The organism is Kolteria novifilia (assembly GCA_007748055.1).
Classification (GTDB): domain Bacteria; phylum Planctomycetota; class Planctomycetia; order Kolteriales; family Kolteriaceae; genus Kolteria; species Kolteria novifilia.
The window spans coordinates 5541139-5561225 of record CP036279.1 but is presented as its reverse complement, the minus strand read 5'-3'; the positions used below and the strand labels follow the sequence as shown (position 1 = coordinate 5561225).

The following is a 20087-nucleotide window of genomic DNA, read 5'->3' as shown; positions in this document are numbered from 1 at the left end:
GGTCCAGTCGCGGCCGTTGAGCACTCACGGGGTCGGTCGCGCTCCACTGGTGGAAGTTCCGTGAGTTAGGTCGTCCATCCATGCAGCCTTCCTCTTTCGCGCAACGGATCGCTCCTTCCGCGACCATGGCCGCCGGCGCCAAAGCCCGCGAGCTCAAGTCCGCGGGCATCGAGGTCTTCGACTTTAGTCTCGGCGAGCCCGATTTCACCACGCCCGCGCACATTTGCGACGCGGCGACCAAGGCGATGGCCGATGGCCAGACGCACTACACGCCCGCTTCCGGCACCGCCGAGGTAAAGAAGGCGATCGCCGACTACCACCGCCAGTGGCACCAACTTGACTACAAACCGGAGAACATCTGCGTCTCCAGCGGCGCCAAGCACACGATCTACAGCGCCCTTTGTGCCACGCTCGAACCGGGCGACGAAGTCCTCATTCCCGCCCCGTTTTGGGTGTCGTACGCGGAACTCGTCAAGATGACGGGCGCCGTCCCGGTCATCATCGAGACGACCGCCGCGGCTCGCTTCAAGGCGAGTGTCGACCAACTGCGGGCGGCCTGTACGCCCAAGAGCAAGATGCTGATGCTCAACTCGCCGTCGAACCCGACCGGGATGGCTTACGCCCCGGCGGAGCTTGAAAGCATCGCCGAACTCGCGAACGAGAAGGATCTCATCGTCCTGAGCGACGAGATCTACGAACGACTCCTCTACGGCGACGCCGAATTCAAGGCCTTTGCGTCGCTCGGTCCGGATGTCCTTGAGCGGACGCTTACCGTCAACGGCGTTAGCAAGACCTACGCGATGACCGGCTGGCGAATCGGCTGGACGGCGGGGCCCGCGGCAGTCATCAAGGCGATGGGGACAATTCAGAGCCAACAGACGAGCAATCCCTGTAGCATCAGCCAGTGTGCCGCGATCGCGGCCCTGAGCGGCGATCAAGCTCCCGTCGAGGCGATGAAGAAGGAGTTCGCCAAGCGGCGCGACTTCGTCTGCAAGCGACTCGGTGAGATCGAGGGCCTTGGCATCGTCGAACCCGATGGGGCCTTCTACGCGTTCATCGACGTGAGCGCCCATTTCGGCAAGACCTTCGGCGGTTCGACGGTCAAGGACTCGTCCAGCTTCTGCCTGGCGGCGCTCGAGCAGGCACATGTCAATCTTGTGCAAGGGGATGCCTTCGGAGCCGAAGGGTTCGCTCGGCTCTCGTTCGCGACGTCGATGGAGATCATCGCCAAGGGACTCGACGCCCTCGAGGCTTGGCTGAAGACCGGCTCGTAGAACCCGCGGACGAGGCAACGACTATGCGCCGATCGCTCTTCGCGTCGATTCCGACCGAGGAATGTCGTGAAGCGTCGATCCGATTCCCTTCCCCAACGCGAGGAACAAGAAGTTGTCCGATTTGAGCAACGAACTCTCCGTCACGCTCGAGACGATTCGCGAGGCGGGCCGCAAGGTGATGGAGCTTTATGCGTCGTTCGAACGCATCGAAGACGCTCCCGCCGACATCAGTACCGACGCCGATCGTGCCTCCCAAGAGCTGATCTTGCAGCGTCTTCATGCCGCGTTTCCCGGCGATCAACTATGCGGAGAGGAGTCGACGCCCACTCTTGAACAAGCGTCGGCGGATGGCTCGCGGCTCTGGATCGTCGACCCGATCGATGGCACGAGAGGCTTCGCCCGCAAGAACGACGAGTTTTCAATCATGATCGGCTTGGTCGACGAGGGAGCGGTCGTCCTGGGGGCGGTCTACGAACCCGCAATCGACCGGGTGACGTACGCGGCGAAGGGGAAGGGCTGTTGGACGGCCCAGCCCTTTGACGGTGAGCCGGTCGCCTGCCGAGTTCGCCCCACCGCGTCCCTCGACGAAGCGGTCCTTTCGATGAGCCGGTCCCAGGGGACCTTGGGGGAGAAGGAGATGCTTCGCGTCTTCGGCGCCTCCTCCGCGATCCAGACCTACTCGGCGGGTATCAAGTTCGCCCAAGTCGCTCGCGGCGAATCGGACATCTATGTCGGGGACTATCTCACCCTCAAGGACTGGGACATTTGCGCGGGGCATGTGCTCGTCGAGGAAGCGGGTGGCCTCGTGACGACGCTCGGCGGCGAACCGGTCCGCTATGACGGTGGCGGCAAGTCGCTGCAAGGGCGTGGGATTGTCGGCACGAACGGACGCCTGCACGGGTCGACCCTCGCGGTCCTCGCGACCGGCGACGTTCCCGTTCGCTGACGTCGTCATCCGATGGCACCGGCCCCGGACGATCGAATGGACCACGCCGTCTTGGCGTGGACCGACCACCTGGCCAGGCTCGCCGAGGAGCAAGCTGGTCGTGAAGGCGCGTCGGATACCCTCACTCCCGAGCGAATCGCTCGAGAATCTCTTGCCTCCGCTTACGACGTCGTTGTCGGTTTGGTTGACGACCTACCGGCGGAACGCCTCGGCGCGATCGCGACGCTCCAGCAACGTCATCCACTCACGCCACGCCTCTTAATCGAGAGCTACGAGCATCTTCTCGATCGGCGACCGATCATCGAGGCGGGCCGATTTCGACTCCTTCCGCCGACCGAGCGAGAAACGTTGGACCGTCCCCGTCGGAAGGCGTCGGGGAGCTACTTTACCCCCGAGGCGTTGGTTGCCGAACTGATCGATGCCGCGTTGGCGCCGGTCGTGCGCGGTCGGGTTGCCCAGGTCCTCGGAACGAAGGATGGCGAGCTACTCCCGGCTGTTGACCGCTGGACGTCGTCGGATCGGCAACGCGCGGCGGACGCGTTGCTGAGGACGAGCGTTCTCGACCCGGCTTGCGGGTCGGGAGCATTTCTTTTGGCCGCGGGGGAGTTTCTCGCCGGTCAACTGGTGTTGATTCGTGGCGATGTGAGCACGGAAGCCCATCGGGAAGCCCGCCGAGAGGTCGCTTGTCGCTGCCTGGCGGGAATCGACCTCGATGCGCTGGCCCTCCATGTCGCACGCCGGGCACTTTGGATCTGGGTGGAAAAGCCCGACGGTACGCCCGAGGAACTCGCGCCGCATCTTGTCGCGGGGGACGCCTTGGCGTTGGCCGACCCCTCAGGGGACGATGCTGAGGAGAGGGAACTCCATCATTGGTTCGAAACCCGGGGATCGTTGTTCGACGTCGTCCTCGGTAATCCACCCTTCGCCAACGCGATCGAGGAGAGTGGTTTCGCCAAGGAGTCCAAGGAACGCCTTGGGGCGAATTTCCCCGAGCTGACCGGGACCGCTGACTTGGCGTTCTACTTTCTCGCGTTGGCCCATCGATTGACCGCCGCCGACGGGGCAATCGGTCTGGTCTTGCCGCGCGGGGTGTTGACTAGCCGTGCGTCGCGGGCCTTGCGCGAGCGTCTGTTGGAGGAGCGACCGCCGGTGCTCGTTCACGCGCCGCAGGATCAGTCGCTCTTTCGCGGTGCCAACGTCTTTGTCGTCTTGCTGGCCCTACGCCGGAACGGGGGACCATGCCTCGGTAGTCGCGACACGCTTCATCCTCGGCTGGAATGCGTCGTGATCACCAGCGTCAATTGGTGGGCGCCCCTGGTCGACGCGGAGACCGAAGCGCACTCGTCCAAGCCTCGTGTCGGCGACCTCTTCGAGGTGTTCGCCAGCATGACGACCGGCATGGCCTACGACGTGTTACCCTTCGTTCGCGACGAACCGCGCGACGGCGCCCTTCGGCTGGTGACGACGGGGCTCATCGATCCGGGCGTTTGCCACTGGGGAGAGAGGGTCTGCCGCTACTTGAAGCATCGCTTCGAGTGCCCGGTGATCCACGAGGACGAAGGATTTCCGGCGACGGTTGCCGCGCGACTTGCGAAAGTGCGTCGTCCCAAGGTGCTGGTCGCGGGACTGTCCCTGCGGGTGGAGGCGTTCTTTGATCGCAAGGGGAGCCATGCGGGGGCGGTGTCGACCTTCACGATCCTTGATCCGGAGGACGATCGCGGGAAGTTGGCGGCTCTGGTGGCGATGCTCAACGAGGACGAAGCGACCCGACGACTCGTGAGCGAACTAGGCGCCCACGCCATGGGGGGAGGTCGGATGACGCTCAACAAGGACTTCTTGCGGTACTTGCCCTTCGGGCCGTCCTGAGCCGAGCGATCGCGCCGGGCGCAACAAAAAAGGAGGGCGAAAAGGCCCTCCTCGATTGTTGCTCGGCGACAGCGTTTGACGGATCAGCGACTGTCGTTGGCGTTGAAACGCACATCCAGAAGTGACTTACTGTCCCTGGCCGGAAATCTTCGCCAGCGCCATCGTGGCGGCTTGAGCGATCGCCGGGTTGGGATCCTGCATCATCGCTTCGAGCTTGCTCTTGGCGGCCGCCGCGGCGGGACCATAGCTAGCCAAGGCCTTGGCCGCCATGATGCGAATCGGCGGGAAGTTGTTGTCGAGTGCCTTGATCAAGACTGGGATGTAATCTTCGTTGCGTTCTCCCTGGCTGACCAGAGACCAAGCGGCGAGCGTTTTGACGAGCTCGTCCTTGTCCTCGAGGCTCTTGTGGAGCAGGGCGGTGCACTGGTCCGACTTCTCCCCAATCGCGCCCAGGGCGTAGCAGGAGGCGGCACGCACCTGAAAGTCGTCATCCTCCAAGGCTTTCATCAAAGCGGGAGCGGCGGACTTGGCGTCGGGCCCGATCGCCGCGATCGCGAGAATCACCTCGCGGCGCGTTTGAGGCTCCTCGTCCTTGTTGTTGACATGCTTGATCAGGGCCGGAATCGCGTCCTTCGCTCCGGGGCCCATTTGGGAAAGAATCACCGCAGCCCAGTGAGGATCATCCTCGTCGAGCGACTTCACCAGTTCGGGAATGGCCGTGGGGCCGATCTTCGCGAGTGCCTCGGCGGCGCGAATGACGACCGGAGGACTCTTGTCCTCGAGAGCATCGACCAACTCGGGAACGGCGGGGCTAGCTCCCTCACCCATCACGCCGAGCGCCTTCGCGGCGGCCCGCCGGACGAGCGGGCTTTCATCCTCGAGAGCTTCCTCGAGGACAGGCAGGGCGGTTTGCGGGTCGGCTCCGACCAACTCCATGGCGTAGACCGCATGGGCCTTGATGTACGGGTTGGGGCTCTTCGCCGCTCCGAGTAGCTGCGGAAGTGCCGACTTGGCGTTCGGACCGATCAAGCCGATGGCGTGAATGGCATGCCAGCGGACCTTCTCGTCCTCGTCGCCCATCAGCGTGACCAGATCGGGAACGGCGTCCTTGGCGGCCGGACCGATCTCGCCGAGGGCTTCGGCCATCTTCCAGCGAATCACTGGGCTTTCGTTCTTGAGCTCCCGACGCAATGCCGGCACCGCGGCCGGGCCAATCTCCTCCAACTCGTTGACCGCCGTGATGTGCGTCAACGGGTCGTTGCTCTTGAGGTGTTCGATGACAGCACTGACAGCGGGATGATCCTGATTGGCATCCGCCGCCACCGTAAGTAGGACAATCGACAAAATACTCGTCATTGACAAGGCTCCACGCGATCGGAACTCGTTGATGCGCCGCGGGCCGACAACGGCGATGCCCCTCTTGCTGTCGGCGCTGCCACGGGGTAGAACATATGGTACGGGCTCGATCAATTGAAAGAAAGTCTCAAGACCGCACCCGAGACACGGAGTTTTCCATGCGACGCCGACTAACCCTCCTGGCGCTGAGTTTCCTCACGTTCGGTTCTCTTGCTTACGCTCAGGTCGGCGTCGACGGCGCCGGTCGCTATGGCGGCGGCGGTGGCTGGGGCTACTACCCCTGGGGAGGACAGTTCCAGGGGACGGGAGCCGAAGGAAACATGCGCGGGGCGGCCGACGTCATTCGCGCTCGCGGTCAATCCTCGGTCGATTATTCCCAGGCTCGCTTGATCAACGCCAAGGCTTCCTCCGCCGAATCCCAGGCTCGTGAAGATCATGTGAAGTCGTTCTTCGAGAGTCGCCGCATCAACCAGGATTACAAAGCCTACGAGAACTCGCTGAAGTACCATCCGACCCAGGCCGACCTCACCCGTCACGCCGAACAAGCGTTGCCCGATCAGATGACCGCCAGCCAACTCGACCCGCTGACCGGGAAGATCAACTGGCCGCAAATTCTGACGACCGAGGATTACACCGAGCCGCGCGACGAGCTCGACAAGCTCTTCAAGGAGCGTGCCGAAACCGGTGGCGGACTCGGGACGTTCAACTACCAGAAGATCATCTCGGCGACCAAGCAGATGACCGACACGCTCAAGGAGCACATTCGGGCGATGGACACGAGCGATTATCTGCTGGCTCGCAACTTCCTCAACAGCCTCAGTTGGACCGCTCGCACGCCCGCTCACTAAACCACGGCGTCGACGGTCTCCATGCAATCCCACGCCCCATGCCCACCGTCGGTTGGGCATGGGGTTGCTGCCGCACGGGATCGCGCCTTCTTTCGTGAACCTTTGTTTCGCGAAAACTCTCCAGTTGTCATGTCGCTTGAACGAGTATAATGAGATAGGCCGAGACACATTTCCCCTCGGGGCAAACCGCTCTTTGGGAAATCCGACTGGGGGCGTACTGGTATCGACCGGGTGTGTTGTGTTGATGGTGGCGTGTCGAGGATGTCAGTTGGCCTCGTTAATCATCTGGCGCAACTTTAGGTGCCGAACCGCACTTTGCTCTGGCTGCGTAATTAAGCCGTAGCCCCGGTGCTGGGAGCTTGTTCACGGTTCTCAACCACTGGTCACCTTAGTGAACTCGCCGTGGCGGAGTGTTCGCCGCTGTCACGGCTAAATACAGGGCGGGCTGTTTTCGACGGGACCCTGCCGCTCGGGGCACGTTGAACGAGGATTCCGAGAGTTGTCTGCTGGCAACAGCGGAGGTTCACGGCTCTCAAAAAAGAGATGGCTACACACGTAGAGGCTATCATCAAGCCGCGACGGGACGCGGGTTCGATTCCCGCCGCCTCCAAATTGAAGCCACTTGCGAGAAATTGCAAGTGGCTTTTTTCATTGGGTTTGCAACGATTTCACTGTCCCGTTTCAGGGCCAAAAATGGCCTTTGGATCGGATAAATAGCCTGTTTTGGATCGGATAAACGGGCCATTTGGATCGGATCGGCATACAATTCTGCCGTTATCCGATTCCCGAATCCACTTGGAGGCAGGAGAGTGGGCCAGCGAAAACGGAAGCTCAGAAACCCCGACAAACGAGGTCGCATTCCCGCCGATGTGGGGTGGAAACTCAACGACAAGGGCAAGTGGGTTCAGCACACGTTCTATCTCGGAGACGACGAGAAGGAGGCCGAACGTTGTCTGATGCGTCTGGACGAGTTCTGGGATCGCATCGAATACAACCACAACACCCTCCAGTACCCCGCCGAACTTCCCAAGCCCGAAAAGCCGACGTGGACGAAATTCACTCTCGGGGTTGCTCTCCAGCTTGCGGCTGGGGCGCTTCAAATCCCCGTCGAACGTGGGACGGCTGACCCGGACGGCTATGCCACAAAAATCCACGCTCTCTCTCGGACGTACCCGTCAATCAACTTCGTTCCTGCCGACGAGGAAGCCTACACCGAGGGTTCAGCCTCGGCCCGTGGGCGTGCCCACGAGCGAATGGAGACGGCTCGCTGGATTGCCCAGTCTCAGGGCGAACTTCCTCCCCGAGAAATCGCCTCCCTCGATCCCCACAACCTGTTCGATGCACTGGACGCCTACTGCGTCCACGTCACGCAGAAATACCATCTGGCAGAAGGCAATACGGTCACGCCGTATGGTGCGGGGAAACTGGCCATCGTGGAGCGCTTCAAGGAACGGCATGACAACATTCCCTTGTCGGCCCTCACCTACGAAGGTTGCCAGTCCTTGATTCGGCTGTGGCAGAGCCGCCCGAAAGTCAAAAGGCAAAACAAGCCCATCACACGGAAGACCGCCTCGAATCACATCGCCGAGTGGATGTGCTTCTTTCGCTGGCTGAACAAGACCGACCAATTCGATTGGCGCAAGCCGCTCGATTTTGATGAACTTGAAACACGAGTCCCAGAAACGCCAGAGGATCGCCGCAAGAAGGTTCGCCCCAATCAGGTCGATACTTACGGGATCGATGAACTCAAATTGCTCAACGAGTACGCCACACCTCTGGAACGAGTCCTGTTTCTCTTGGGGCTGAATTGTGGATTTGGAGGTGCCGAACAAGGCACGATCCATCTTCAAGAAGTCGCCCTGTTTCAGCCGCACCCGTTCGCAGATGTCCTTCGCTACCACACATCACCGGAGGATTCATTCATCAAGCGTGTTCGCCTGAAAACCGGCGTCTACGGCGAGCATCTCTTGTGGCCGCAAACGGTCGAAGCCATCAAGTGGGCCATCGACCGGCGACAAAAGCAGGGTGCCGCCACTCCCGATGCTCTTCTGCTGCTGACCGACGAAGGGAATTCGTTTTTTCGTCGAACAGAGGGGAACAATCCGGGCAGAACCTTTCAAAACAAGTGGAGTGGGCTGACGACACGGATTCAAGCGGATTACCCCGAGTTCCCGTGGCTGTCTTTCGGCAAGATGAGAAAGACGGCTGGAAATCTGGTGCGCCGTGAGGCTGATGGGGAAGTTGCGGGCATTTTTCTCTGTCATGGTAAACCCGTCTCATCAGACGAACTGCTGGATATCTATACCAACCGACCGTTCGGCAAGGTGTTTGACGCTCTGAGATCGCTCCAGCAGCAGTTACAGCCCGTTTTCGATGCCGCTCCGAAAGACTTGTGGAAGCAGCCAAAACAGCAGTACACCGGACTGAAGAAGGTCAAGCAAATTCTGAAGCTCAAAAATGAAGGCAAGAGCATTCGAGAGATCGCCGAAGCTGTCGGCCTCTCGAAAACGACGATAGGCAGGCATCTTGAGGCAATGAAGAACAGCGAAGTCAATTAACCGAGGCACCTGCGTCTTGCTCCAGTTTTCAATCTCAAAACTGGAGCCAACCCATGCCCCGTCGCACCTCACCTATCGAAGTCCTTTTCCGTTTCTGGGCGGTCGCCTTCGTCTTTGCCCTGTGCCCTTACGGCTTTCTCTTCCTGCTCGTCGGGGCAGTCTCACTGCCGTTCTTGGCGCTGATTGCCCTCTTGGTGACGATCCTGTTCAACGGCATCCAGTGGATCGGCCACCAGTTCGTCTTTCGCACGATGTTCTCGGACGATGAACAGGTTCAGAAGTTTCTCCGTGACGGCGGCGATCCTTGGTTTCACCTGTCGTGTCCGTGGCCGTTCAATCCCGACTCTGACGAGGTTCGCATGACTGTCGAGCCGGAAGTCTGGCATTGTTCCGAGTGCGGTGGGCCGAACACGGATATCGAGCAACCATGCCAGCATTGTGGTTTTGGTCGCTGGCACTGCGGTCGCTGTGACGCTCTGCTCGACGATCAGTTCTCGCCGTGTCAGGCTTGTGGGAATGATCCATTTGGAGAGCGAGGCACCTGCGAGTGAGACGGACCAAACACTCTCAAACCGCAGGAGGCCCCAAATGAAACTTGATGTGACTGACTGCCAGATTCTCTCGCTGGATACCGGCATCATCGACTGTCCGATCACAGCCGCCCAAGTGCCGGTGGTTTTCATGACCATCCGCATCACCGGACGGGCCGAGCCGGTCAATCTCGCCATCCGCAACCCACATCGTCTGGCTGAAGACCTGCCAACTGTCATGCAGCGATCCACCGTCTTGAACGGCGGCGAATTCATCCCCGAACATGCAGAGGAAGATCAATGAACGACAATCCAACGCCACCGATCCTGTCGCTGATTCAGAAGGGATGCGACAGGTTTCCTCGATACATCATCGTCAAGGGCGATCACGTTCGGAACCCGGTCTTCTGGAATGCCGTGTCGGAGGAATGGCATGCAGACGAACACATGGCCACAGTCTTTGCCGACGTAAACCAAATCTTGTGGGAGCATCACGGGCTGATGATGAAAGCCATCGGCGACCGTCCGTGCCACAAGTACGTCATGCCGATGTCCGTCGAACTGTACGGGGAGAAGCCGAGCCTCGAAGCGTTTCAGGAATGGCTGGAGAAGGCGCTGCGGCTGGTCGTCAACACCCCTGACTACGGTTACGGCCCTGACGGCGCAGTTGGCGTGGTGATGGCTCATTTCGACAAGCTACGGGAGAAGAAACGCTGAGGTGACGTTCCGGTTGCCGTTCGAGATCAGCGTTCTGGGCCATCAGAAGGCCCAAATGGTTTTCAGAACAAGAGTTTCGTTGGTAAAGTGAGGGCGTGGCGTCAGGTTGATGCCACGCCCTCAAGTGTTTTCAGGAGATGACGATTTCGTGGCCGAGATTGGCCACCTATGACACATTATTGACGTTGCGAAAGTCGGTTCTGCTTCCTCACAAACCGCCAACCTGAGCCGTAAGGCTCTTGTCACAAGAAGCAGTGCTTGGACTGACGCTCCCCGTATGGGGGGCGTCGGCCATGCGCTGTTCTTGTGGCCCCTTGGCGGGGGTGTGAGGAGCGGTCGTGGTTCGGCGCTCCTCTTTCTTTTTGCGCCTGCTGCAACCCTGACTCCTCCTGCGTCGGATTTTCGTGAGCCGCTTTTGGCTCAGGTCTCGCTCAGTCCCTCGGATGCCTCAAGGCACCTGCTACGGACCAGCCAGATCACTATCCCCGAACCCCAAACGCAGGAGTCCACAGAATGAAGCATGTCACTCTCGTTTTTTCACTCGCTCTGATTTCTCTCGTCTTCCCGGTTTCAAGCGTCATCGGGGACGACACCACAACCTTTACTTCTGTCCGTCTCACTGTCGGTGAAGATGGCGTAGGGGTGCTGACGGTCGATAGCCGTCCAGCGGAAGAAGCAAAGCAGCCCGCACCGTCGTCCTCGGAGCCGGTCAGTTTGAAGGCATTCGGCAAAGCCACTGTCTCGAAGCTCAAGGATGGGCGGTTCGATGTGGTCTACGATTTCTCGAAAGTCACGGACATCGCCGACATCATCCCGGCGTTTGTTCCACTACCGGCTCGCACGGCTTTGGAGAAGCAACTGAGCATCGACAGTGACGAAGGTGTTCTCGTACTGATTCCCGATGAGACTAAGCGGATTCATCTTCCCTTCCCACGAATGGTCCGACCGCCATTCGAGATGCAGGTGGACCTGATCGGTCATTCGGATGGCTTACTGCAACTGACTGCCGCACCAGGCGGCTATCTGATTGGGGTTTCGCTTCACGGAGAGAACACGCCAGAGAAGGACGTTGAACCAAGCACTATCGCTGTCTTCGAGCGGCCCGGCCCCAAGGCTGTTGACGGCGGTTGAAAATGGCGGCGCTGGGGGTGTGTCGCGGCGGTTGAAAATGGTGGCGCTCATTCACGTCTTGTTGCGACTTGGGAAGATGGGGGCTTTGGTCCCGATCGTTCCGGAGTTCGCAAGGAGGCGGAGGAGTGCGAACCGACATGGAGTGGTGGACGGAAGTGCGCCGGCGGGTCTTGACCGGCGAGTTGAGTAAGCGAGGAGCGTGCCGCGAGTACGACCTCGGTTGGCATACGTTGACGAAGATTCTGGCTCACCCCGAGCCGCCTGGCTATCGGTTGTCGCGGCCTCGCAAGAGGCCCAAGCTCGAATCATTCTTGCCGATCATCCATCAGATCCTGGAGGAGGACGGCAAGCAGCCACCGAAGCAACGTCACACCGTCAAGCGAATCGTCGAGCGGCTACGCGACGAGCACGGCTACGACGGTGGGGAGACGATCGTCAAGGACGCCGTGCGTGCCTGGAGGCAATCGCGGCGGGAAGTCTTTGTGCCGCTTTCGCATCCGCCGGGCGAGGCCCAAGTCGACTTCGGCGAAGCGACGGTCCGTTTGGCGGGCGAACCGACGAAGGTCGCGCTGTTCGTCATGACGCTGCCTTACTCGGGGGCGATTTTCATCCAGGTCTTCCCGCGCGAATGCACCGAGACGTTCCACGAAGGTCATGCCCGGGCGTTCTCCTTCTTCGGCGGCGTGCCCAAGCGGATCAGCTACGACAACTCGGCGATCGCGGTGACGAAGGTTTTGCGTGGTCGCGAGCGGATGCTGACCAAGGAGTTTCTTCGGCTTCGTAGTCACTATCTCTTCCAAGAGCATTTCTGACTGGTCAGACGCGCGAACGAGAAGGGGCACGTCGAGCGACTGCTCGGCTTCGCCCGGCGGAACTTCCTGGTCCCGGTCCCCGATGTCATCTCATTGGCAGTACTCAACGAACGGCTACTGGTCTCTTGCGAGAAAGACCTGGAGCGCCGCACGCGCGGCAAGTCCTCCTGCAAGCGCGACCTGCTCCTCGATGATCGTGCCGCTTTCCTGCCCCTGCCGAAGCAACGCTTCGAAGCGAGACGGCTGCTCCAGGCCAGTGCCAGCAGTGAGTCACTCGTTCGTTTCGATCGCAACGACTACTCGGTGCCGGTGGCCTACGCCCACCGTCGCTTGACGATCGTCGCCACCGTCCTGGAGGTACGACTGATCTTCGAGGACCGCTTGGTGGCCCGGCACGCGCGCTGCTGGGAGCGGGAAAAGACTTGCTATGACCCGGTCCACTACCTCGCCTTGCTCGAAAGCAAGCCGGGCGGGTTCGATGTCGCCCGCCCCTTGGAGGAGTGGTCGTTGCCCGACTGCTTTGGCTTGTTGCGACGCCGTTTGGAGGCCGAGGACGACCGACATGGAACTAGGTCTTACATCCGCGTGCTTCGCCTACTAGAGAAGTTTCCGCTCAAGGAACTGACGGCCGCGGTCGAGCAGGCGCTCGCGATTGACGTCACCGATGCCGAGAGCATCCGCACGATCCTCGAACATCGTGCCGACGAGCCGGTCACCGTCTTCTCGTTGGATGGCCGACCGCACCTTGCGCGAGTGCATGTCCCGACGACCGACGTCGCTTCCTACGGCGTCTTGCTGGGAGGGCAGGCCTCGTGAACAAGACGACGACCAAGAGCACCGTGCTGCTCAAGCATCATCTCAAGGCGCTCAAGCTGCCGACCGTTCACGACGAGTGTGAGCGGATCGCCCGGCGCTGCGCCGCCGACAACGCCGACCACTTGGCGTTCCTCTTGCAGCTTTGCGAACTGGAGCTGATCGAACGCGAACGTCGGGCCGCCGCGAGGCGCCTCAAGGCCGCTCGCTTCCCCACCACCAAGACGCTCGAGGAGTTCGACTTCGCCGCCCGCGCGAGCCTCAACAAGCCGTTGGTCCTGGAACTTCTCAAGGGGGACTATCTCGAGCGCCGAGAGAACATCCTGTTGATCGGACCTTCGGGGACGGGAAAAACGCATCTGGCCACCGCGCTGGGCATGGCCGCCTGCGCCCAGGGACGCAAGGTGCGGTTCGTGCGCGTGACCGAGCTGCTCACCCTCCTGCTCGAAGCCCGCGACGAACGTCAACTCTTGCGGTTACGGCAACAACTTGCCAAGCTGGACCTACTGATCCTGGACGAGTTGGGCTACGTGCCGGCAAGCAAGGCCGGGGCCGAACTCCTCTTCGACGTCATCGCCACCGCCTACGAGAGGTACAGTCTTCTTGTGACCACCAATCTGCCCTTCGAGCACTGGACCGAGGTCCTCGGCAGCGAACGGCTCACCGGAGCCGCTCTCGATCGGCTGACCCATCGCTGCCACATCCTCGAAACCACCGGCGAAAGCTATCGGCTAAAGGACGCCAAACGCCGCCGACAGCGAACCGGCTGAACCAAGGAATCACCCGCGACACGATCTCGGCATACGGAGACCTTTTCCCAACCAGGCGCCACCATTTTCGACCGCCCAGCGCCACCATTTTCAACCGCCGTCAACACTCGGCTTCGCGCGGCGGAACTTCCTGGTCCCGGTTCCCGATGTCACCTCGCTGGCAGTACTCAACGAACGGCTCGTGGTCTCTTGCGAGAAAGACCTGGAGCGCCGCACGCGCGGCAAGTCCTCCTGCAAGCGCGACCTGCTCCTCGATGATCGTGCCGCTTTCCTGCCCCTGCCGAAGCAACGCTTCGAAGCGAGACGGCTGCTCCAGGCCAGTGCCAGCAGTGAGTCACTCGTTCGTTTCGATCGCAACGACTACTCGGTGCCGGTGGCCTACGCCCACCGTCGCTTGACGATCGTCGCCACCGTCCTGGAGGTACGACTGATCTTCGAGGACCGCTTGGTGGCCCGGCACGCGCGCTGCTGGGAGCGGGAAAAGACTTGCTATGACCCGGTCCACTACCTCGCCTTGCTCGAAAGCAAGCCGGGCGGGTTCGATGTCGCCCGCCCCTTGGAGGAGTGGTCGTTGCCCGACTGCTTTGGCTTGTTGCGACGCCGTTTGGAGGCCGAGGACGACCGACATGGAACTAGGTCTTACATCCGCGTGCTTCGCCTACTAGAGAAGTTTCCGCTCGAGGAACTGACGGCCGCGGTCGAGCAGGCGCTCGCGATTGACGTCACCGATGCCGAGAGCATCCGCACGATCCTCGAACATCGTGCCGACGAGCCGATCACCGTCTTCTCGTTGGATGGCCGACCGCACCTTGCGCGAGTGCATGTCCCGACGACCGACGTCGCTTCCTACGGCGTCTTGCTGGGAGGGCAGGCCTCGTGAACAAGACGACCACCAAGAGCACCGTGCTGCTCAAGCATCATCTCAAGGCGCTCAAGCTGCCGACCGTTCACGACGAGTGTGAGCGGATCGCCCGACGCTGCGCCGCCGACAACGCCGACCACTTGGCGTTCCTCTTGCAGCTTTGCGAACTGGAGCTGATCGAACGCGAACGTCGGGCCGCCGCGAGGCGCCTCAAGGCGGCTCGCTTCCCCACCACCAAGACGCTCGAGGAGTTCGACTTCGCCGCCCGCGCGAGCCTCAACAAGCCATTGGTCCTGGAACTGCTCAAGGGGGACTATCTCGAGCGCCGAGAGAACATCCTGTTGGTCGGACCTTCGGGGACGGGAAAAACGCATCTGGCCACCGCGATGGGCATGGCCGCCTGCGCCCAGGGGCGCAAGGTGCGGTTCGTCCGCGTGACCGAGCTGCTCACCCTTTTGCTCGAAGCCCGCGACGAACGTCAACTCTTGCGGTACCGGCAACAACTTGCCAAGCTGGACCTACTGATCCTGGACGAGTTGGGCTACGTGCCGGCAAGCAAGGCCGGGGCCGAACTCCTCTTCGATGTCATCGCCACGGCCTACGAGAGGTACAGTCTTCTTGTGACCACCAATCTGCCCTTCGAGCACTGGACCGAGGTCCTCGGCAGCGAACGGATCACCGGAGCCGCTCTCGATCGGCTGACCCATCGCTGCCACATCCTCGAAACCACCGGCGAAAGCTATCGGCTAAAGGACGCCAAACGCCGCCGACAGCGAACCGGCTGAACCAAGGAATCACCCGCGACACGATCTCGGCATACGGAGACCTTTTCCCAACCAGGCGCCACCATTTTCGACCGCCCAGCGCCACCATTTTCAACCGCCGTCAACAAGCGTGGATCTCCCAAGTCTTCAAAGTGGGTGATGACATCCTCAAGCGTTACCCGAACGTCCTTGCTCATCAGAAACTCTCCTTGCATGCTCACCATCCCTCGGGCCCATGCAAGACGTTCTACTCATCGCTCACCACTGGCGCAACCCTTCCTCGATTGCCCAATCCCCCGAAACTGCGCGCTGGCCCTGCACCTCCACAGACCCAAAATCCCTACATCCCTAATTCGGCAACGAATGCGACCACAATTTGAACCGGGACACCTAAGAAGCCGCCACCGGTAAAGGACGCCTACGAAAATGGCCGGCATGTCTCGACGCACAACGCGATCAACGCCCACCGTGGCAAGAGACAGTGACAGCTATATGCCACCTCAACAGGGCTGCCCCAAGATCCCTACCGCCCTAGAGCGGGAACAAATGCGACCAGCGATTGACCGGGGGGCAGTTGCGCGTCACGGATGCATGCTTCATCGGTCGACTACGGATCATTCAGGTTACGATTGGGTATTCGATACCCGTGCCGGTGTCTTAGGGTGACTTCCAGATCAGGGGGAGTGTTCGGATTGAGTATGATCGCGTCGTCATACACTGGATTCTCAAGCATTGCTATCTCGCGGAGGATGTCCGGTGGCGTGTTCCTATTCACTACCAAGAGCCGTCGGATATTGCTCCGAACTTCAGGCAGAAGATCCCTACGATTGCGCACTGCGTAGATAGACCGCAAAGACATGGGTGAAGAACGCGGGTTCCGACCAATCGCGTGGATATAGGCGAAGTACCGGAAGCTCTTGCTCTCGAATACATTATAAACGAGAAGACTGAAGAGCAGCCCGCCGAGAAGCAAGTAAAGAGGCCAATAATCTCTGGGAGTTACGAGTAACAACATGGCAAACGCCGAAGCGATGGGAATCGACACCATGCACCAGCGAATCGCCATCACGCCTCCAGTCGTATCGCGTGCGACGCCATCCCAGTAAAAGAGGAAGGGCCACACATAGGGGCTTGTTGCGAGGACGCCGATAGAGATCGCGAGAAGAATCCTCCTTGATACCGACTTTGCAAGACCGAGCGACTCCTTGGTGTTCATCTTTTGTCCTTTGCAGCATGTACTTGTGCTCAGGCACTAGGCTTTGTCTCAAAACTGGTATTGTGGTTCGGTCCACAGGTATTGCTGGATGAACGCCTATTTGATCATGCCGCCGAAGTTCTTAGCCGTCTTCTCAAACCGTGAGAAGACGCGGCGGCTTTCTTTGAGCCAGCCGATAAGTCGTTCGACGATGTTACGTCGTCTGTATGCGGAGCAGGGCCAGCGCATACTAAGTGGCTTTTCCTGTAAGGACTTCCATCAAGAAGTCATCGCTCCAGCCGCAGCTTCGGCGTTTCATGGCGATGCTGTCCTTGCTTGGATGTTGCTTCAGGAGAGAGAGCGTGAAACGATCGAGCCAGGCGAAATTCTCGCGGGCGCGTTGATCGCGGATGCGTGAATCGTCCTCGCGATAGACGACGTCGAGAATCCAATGGCAGGAATTCTCGACCCCCCAGTGGCCGCGGACGGCACGGGCGAAACGTCGGACGCCCATCCCAAGACTACTGATGTACCGCCGAATCTCGACCGTCTCTTTCCCGTCACGTAGGCAGACCGCGATGACCATGCCAATCGTCCGAAGTCCCGCCCACGCGGCCGAGTCGACCAGGCTTCGCGGAGCCGGCATTTGATAGTAAGTCCGCGTCGTCGTGCGACCGTGGGCGGTTTCGGTCGTCTCATGTTTGCGAACCTTGCCACTGGCGAAGTCATCTTCGGTCTCGGCCAGAAAGGTGTCGGCGATCGCTGTCTCGAGGCTCTCTTGGTTACCCTTGACTGCCAAGACGTAGTCAGCTCCGCCCTCGACGATCTGCTGGGCGATCGCCTTCTGCGTTCCCATCGCGTCGATGGTGATGATCGCTCCTTGGAGATCGACCAACCGTAAAAGCTCGGGAATCGCCGTGATTTCGTTCGATTTCTCCTCGCAGGCGACTTGTCCTAGCGACAGGCCCAACTCGCTGGCCCACAGGCTGACCGCGTGCAACGCTCCCAGCCCGCGTTTGCGGTCGTGGCTGCGGCGATTGGTCTTGCCATCGACGGCAAAGACCGGTTGACTAACAGCACCCTCTTCACAAGCCGCCTGCCGTAGTGACTCTAGCCAACTGACAAAACAGGACTGAAAGGCATCCGGTCGCAACGCCGCCAAGACCCGTCGGAAGACGTCCTTGGCCGGAATGCCGTTGGGAAGCTCGAGCGTCTCGAGCAGCAACTCTTTTTTCATGCGTGCCCACTTGGCGATGCCGGTCGGGCCGCTCGCCCCCGCGAGAACGCCCATCACCGCAATCACCACCACGCTCACCAACGGATGACGCTGATTGATCGTCGAGCGTGGATCTTCCAAGTCTTCAAAGTGGGTGATGACATCCTCAAGCGTTACCCGAACGTCCTTGCTCATCAGAACCTCTCCTTGCATGCTCACCATCCCTCGGGCCCATGCAAGACGTTCTACTCATCGCTCACCACTGGCGCAACCCTTCCTCGATTGCCCAATCCCCCCGAAACTGCGCGCTGGCCCTGGGCTGAACGATGGATGACGTTGAAGACGCATTCAGCGGTGTTGCAAAGGTCGATAGTCCCGGCTTGAAATATCAAGGCCGGATGTATCCCCCTCGCCCAGACTTTACAACCAGACTCCCCAATGGCGGATTGGAAGCGATAACCAAGGGAAACATCATTCGGATTGATCCGAATGGAGCTATCCGTATCTACACACGGAATGCTGACGGTTCTATTGGCAAACTGCTTCTGGAGAAACTTGGGGGAGGCTAACGGTGGAATTGCTGGAATTTGAAAACGAAGCCAAACTCAGACATTCAAACTGGACATTGAACAAGAGCCAGTCCGGTGTTGCGACGTGGATAGATATTGGCCTCGTCTTCAGAATTTGTGGGTCGATGGTGGCTCGGGGAGGTTGCCGAGATTGTGATAGAGAGCGTATTTGAGGGTGCTGGGGTCGCGAAAGCCGTAGGAGCGGCGGGTCGTCAATTTGACCTTCAGATTCATTCCCTCGACGGCGCCCGCGGAAATCTCTCCTTTTGCCTCGAACCAATTGAAGATCTGCTCGGCGTGACGCTCGAGGGTTCGTGCCAGGTTGCGCATCGGTTCGATCCGTGTGCTCAAGGCCCGATCGAGCCACTCCTGGAAGAAGGATCCGATCCGCCAGGGAGCCTTGTAGTCCCAAAGCCGCTGGAAGTCTTCCTTCATCAGGTAGCACTTGACCGTCCTGAGGTTGTGCGTCAACAACTCGTTGAGACGAAGGACCTCCTTGCGTTTGAGGTTGCCGCGACGCTTGAGCAGCAGCCAACGCGTCCGCTTGAGCACCTCGAAGCCCTTGCGTTTGAGTTCGCGTGCCTCCTGGGCCCGCACCTTGTCGATCGCCTTGTTGAACAACTGCATGATGTGGAAGCGGTCGAGAATGTGCAGGGCCCCATTGGCCTCGCGAGCGATGACCGACAGGTAGGCTTTCCACATGTCGCTGCAGATGTACTTCAGCCGCTCGGTTCGCCGCCTGCCGAAGAAGCGAAAGAAACGACCGAGCGTCTCCTTGGTCCGGTCTTGCCCGACCCAAAGCAGACGACGCGATCCGCGGTCGATCTGATAGACCAGGGTGAAGTACTGATGCCCCTTGCGGTAGGCGACCTCGTCGATGCCGATCGCCTCGATCCCTTCCAGCTCGCGATGGCGGATTCCCCAGCAAACCGCCATTTTCACCGCACGAAAGACGGTGTGCCAACTCGTGCCGAAGATCTCGGCGGTCTCACGCCAGCTCAAGCGTTTGGCCCAACGGGCCAGGAACCATTGGAAGCTCGACGTCGTTCGCTCCTTGCCCGACGCCCAGGGAATGCGTTCCACCTTCACCCCGCAAGCAGGGCATGCGACCCGCCGCGCCGCGTAGACGAACCAGACCGCCAGGCCCCACAACGGCACGTGCTGAAAACGGCGTTCCGGCAAGTGGTCGTACGTGCCGCCACGATTCCCGCAACCCGAACAGATCGGCCGGCTGCGACGCCGTGGGCGAACCCGAACCAGCAGTCCCTCTTTCGACGAATCGGCCCAAGCCGCCGATTCGTAGACGAAACTCCCGTGACGCTCCAAGGCGTTGAGGATAACCTGAAGTCGCATCCCGTCTCTCGCGGCTGGCGTTTGAAGAAGTCCTTGCAAACTCCATCATGCGCCCCTCGAGAGCGGGATGCTCTTTTTTGGCCTCCTGCCGACTTCTCTCCTTTCCGCTTGACCAGTGGAACATCCTCCCCGCCAACGGCCAAGGAGGAGTCTTTGCCGGGCGACCGAAGCCGAGCCACGATGGCGAGGATGCAGGGCGAGCGAAGCGAGAAGACCAGGCAAAGCAGCAGCCGGACGCGGCCCTTGGCATACGGCGGTAACCTCCACTACCAAGCGGAACGGAGAAGACACTCACCACCCACAGATTTGGCAATAGAGCCAGATATTGTTGTCGGCACAAACAGGGGTTTCACGATCCAAGTGACCCCTGCCGATGGAATAGGCGTTTCGAGGCGTTCTTCTGGTGAGGGGCTTGACTTCGACGGTCACGAAGAAGTGTTTGATGACCTTGGCGACGTATTGAAATATCTCGAATCTCAAGTGTCATGACTTCGGCTTCTGCATCAC

General features: G+C 60.2%; 18 protein-coding genes and 1 other RNA gene. 15 read left to right on the top strand and 4 right to left on the bottom strand.

Annotation, left to right across the window (positions count from 1 at the left end):
- Window positions 1-80: 80 nt before the first annotated feature.
- The 3 genes from Pan216_RS20400 to Pan216_RS20390 all read left to right on the top strand — a co-directional run bounded on the left by Pan216_RS20400 (window position 81) and on the right by Pan216_RS20390 (window position 4086).
- The gene (locus tag Pan216_RS20400) at window positions 81-1274 is read left to right on the top strand and encodes a pyridoxal phosphate-dependent aminotransferase (RefSeq protein ID WP_145260854.1); all 1194 of its coding nucleotides are present in this window, start codon (window positions 81-83) and stop codon (window positions 1272-1274) included.
- Window positions 1275-1386: 112 nt separating this feature from the next.
- Window positions 1387-2220, top strand: coding sequence for a 3'(2'),5'-bisphosphate nucleotidase CysQ family protein (locus Pan216_RS20395; protein WP_419192780.1), 834 nt, complete (start codon window positions 1387-1389; stop codon window positions 2218-2220).
- A 36-nt stretch (window positions 2221-2256) separates the two neighbouring features.
- Window positions 2257-4086 (top strand): HsdM family class I SAM-dependent methyltransferase, encoded by a 1830-nt coding sequence (locus tag Pan216_RS20390; protein ID WP_419192779.1) that lies wholly within the window; start codon window positions 2257-2259, stop codon window positions 4084-4086.
- A 126-nt stretch (window positions 4087-4212) separates the two neighbouring features.
- Here Pan216_RS20390 and Pan216_RS20385 read toward each other — a convergent pair whose 3' ends face one another.
- Window positions 4213-5442 carry a HEAT repeat domain-containing protein gene (locus Pan216_RS20385; protein WP_145260848.1) on the bottom strand — a complete coding sequence of 410 codons (1230 nt, stop codon included), beginning with the start codon at window positions 5440-5442 and terminating at the stop codon, window positions 4213-4215.
- 158 nt (window positions 5443-5600) lie between these two features.
- On the opposite strand from Pan216_RS20385, the gene Pan216_RS20380 reads away from it, so the two are divergent.
- The 12 genes from Pan216_RS20380 (at window position 5601) to istB (Pan216_RS20330) (ending at window position 15268) form a co-directional block, all read left to right on the top strand.
- Window positions 5601-6290 carry a hypothetical protein gene (locus Pan216_RS20380; RefSeq protein ID WP_145260846.1) on the top strand — a complete coding sequence of 230 codons (690 nt, stop codon included), beginning with the start codon at window positions 5601-5603 and terminating at the stop codon, window positions 6288-6290.
- Between the two features lie 208 nt (window positions 6291-6498).
- Window positions 6499-6901: a transfer-messenger RNA gene (ssrA, locus tag Pan216_RS20375) on the top strand.
- A gap of 198 nt (window positions 6902-7099) precedes the next feature.
- On the top strand, window positions 7100-8848 hold the full coding sequence (locus Pan216_RS20370; RefSeq protein ID WP_145260844.1) for a helix-turn-helix domain-containing protein: 1749 nt from the start codon (window positions 7100-7102) through the stop codon (window positions 8846-8848).
- A gap of 53 nt (window positions 8849-8901) precedes the next feature.
- Window positions 8902-9399, top strand: a complete 498-nt coding sequence (locus Pan216_RS20365; protein ID WP_145260842.1) for a hypothetical protein — start codon at window positions 8902-8904, stop codon at window positions 9397-9399.
- A gap of 37 nt (window positions 9400-9436) precedes the next feature.
- Window positions 9437-9682: a hypothetical protein gene (locus Pan216_RS20360; RefSeq protein WP_145260840.1), complete on the top strand. Its 246-nt coding sequence runs from the start codon at window positions 9437-9439 to the stop codon at window positions 9680-9682.
- Complete coding sequence (locus Pan216_RS20355; protein ID WP_145260838.1) at window positions 9679-10095, top strand: hypothetical protein; 417 nt, start codon at window positions 9679-9681, stop codon at window positions 10093-10095. Before Pan216_RS20360 ends, Pan216_RS20355 begins: the two co-directional genes overlap by 4 nt.
- Window positions 10096-10608: 513 nt before the next feature.
- A complete protein-coding gene (locus Pan216_RS20350) occupies window positions 10609-11226 on the top strand; it encodes a hypothetical protein (protein WP_145260836.1) in 618 nt (205 codons plus the stop codon).
- A gap of 125 nt (window positions 11227-11351) precedes the next feature.
- On the top strand, window positions 11352-12038 hold the full coding sequence (gene istA, locus Pan216_RS28525) for an IS21 family transposase (RefSeq protein ID WP_419192778.1): 687 nt from the start codon (window positions 11352-11354) through the stop codon (window positions 12036-12038).
- A 93-nt stretch (window positions 12039-12131) separates the two neighbouring features.
- Window positions 12132-12854 carry a Mu transposase domain-containing protein gene (locus Pan216_RS28520; protein ID WP_419192777.1) on the top strand — a complete coding sequence of 241 codons (723 nt, stop codon included), beginning with the start codon at window positions 12132-12134 and terminating at the stop codon, window positions 12852-12854.
- Window positions 12851-13621 carry an IS21-like element helper ATPase IstB gene (gene istB, locus Pan216_RS20340; RefSeq protein WP_145260834.1) on the top strand — a complete coding sequence of 257 codons (771 nt, stop codon included), beginning with the start codon at window positions 12851-12853 and terminating at the stop codon, window positions 13619-13621. The genes Pan216_RS28520 and istB (Pan216_RS20340) overlap by 4 nt, the downstream gene beginning before the upstream one ends.
- A gap of 181 nt (window positions 13622-13802) precedes the next feature.
- Complete coding sequence (locus Pan216_RS20335) at window positions 13803-14501, top strand: Mu transposase domain-containing protein (protein ID WP_145260832.1); 699 nt, start codon at window positions 13803-13805, stop codon at window positions 14499-14501.
- A complete protein-coding gene (istB, locus tag Pan216_RS20330; RefSeq protein ID WP_145260830.1) occupies window positions 14498-15268 on the top strand; it encodes an IS21-like element helper ATPase IstB in 771 nt (256 codons plus the stop codon). The genes Pan216_RS20335 and istB (Pan216_RS20330) overlap by 4 nt, the downstream gene beginning before the upstream one ends.
- A gap of 586 nt (window positions 15269-15854) precedes the next feature.
- On the opposite strand, the gene Pan216_RS20325 is transcribed toward istB (Pan216_RS20330), so the two are convergent.
- The 3 genes from Pan216_RS20325 to Pan216_RS20310 all read right to left on the bottom strand — a co-directional run bounded on the left by Pan216_RS20325 (window position 15855) and on the right by Pan216_RS20310 (window position 19580).
- Window positions 15855-16463: a hypothetical protein gene (locus Pan216_RS20325; RefSeq protein ID WP_145260828.1), complete on the bottom strand. Its 609-nt coding sequence runs from the start codon at window positions 16461-16463 to the stop codon at window positions 15855-15857.
- A 229-nt stretch (window positions 16464-16692) separates the two neighbouring features.
- Window positions 16693-17853, bottom strand: coding sequence for an ISAs1 family transposase (locus tag Pan216_RS20315; RefSeq protein ID WP_145260824.1), 1161 nt, complete (start codon window positions 17851-17853; stop codon window positions 16693-16695).
- Window positions 17854-18335: 482 nt separating this feature from the next.
- Entirely contained in the window at window positions 18336-19580 is a 1245-nt protein-coding gene (locus tag Pan216_RS20310) for an ISL3 family transposase (RefSeq protein WP_145254871.1), read from the bottom strand.
- Window positions 19581-20087 lie beyond the last annotated feature (507 nt).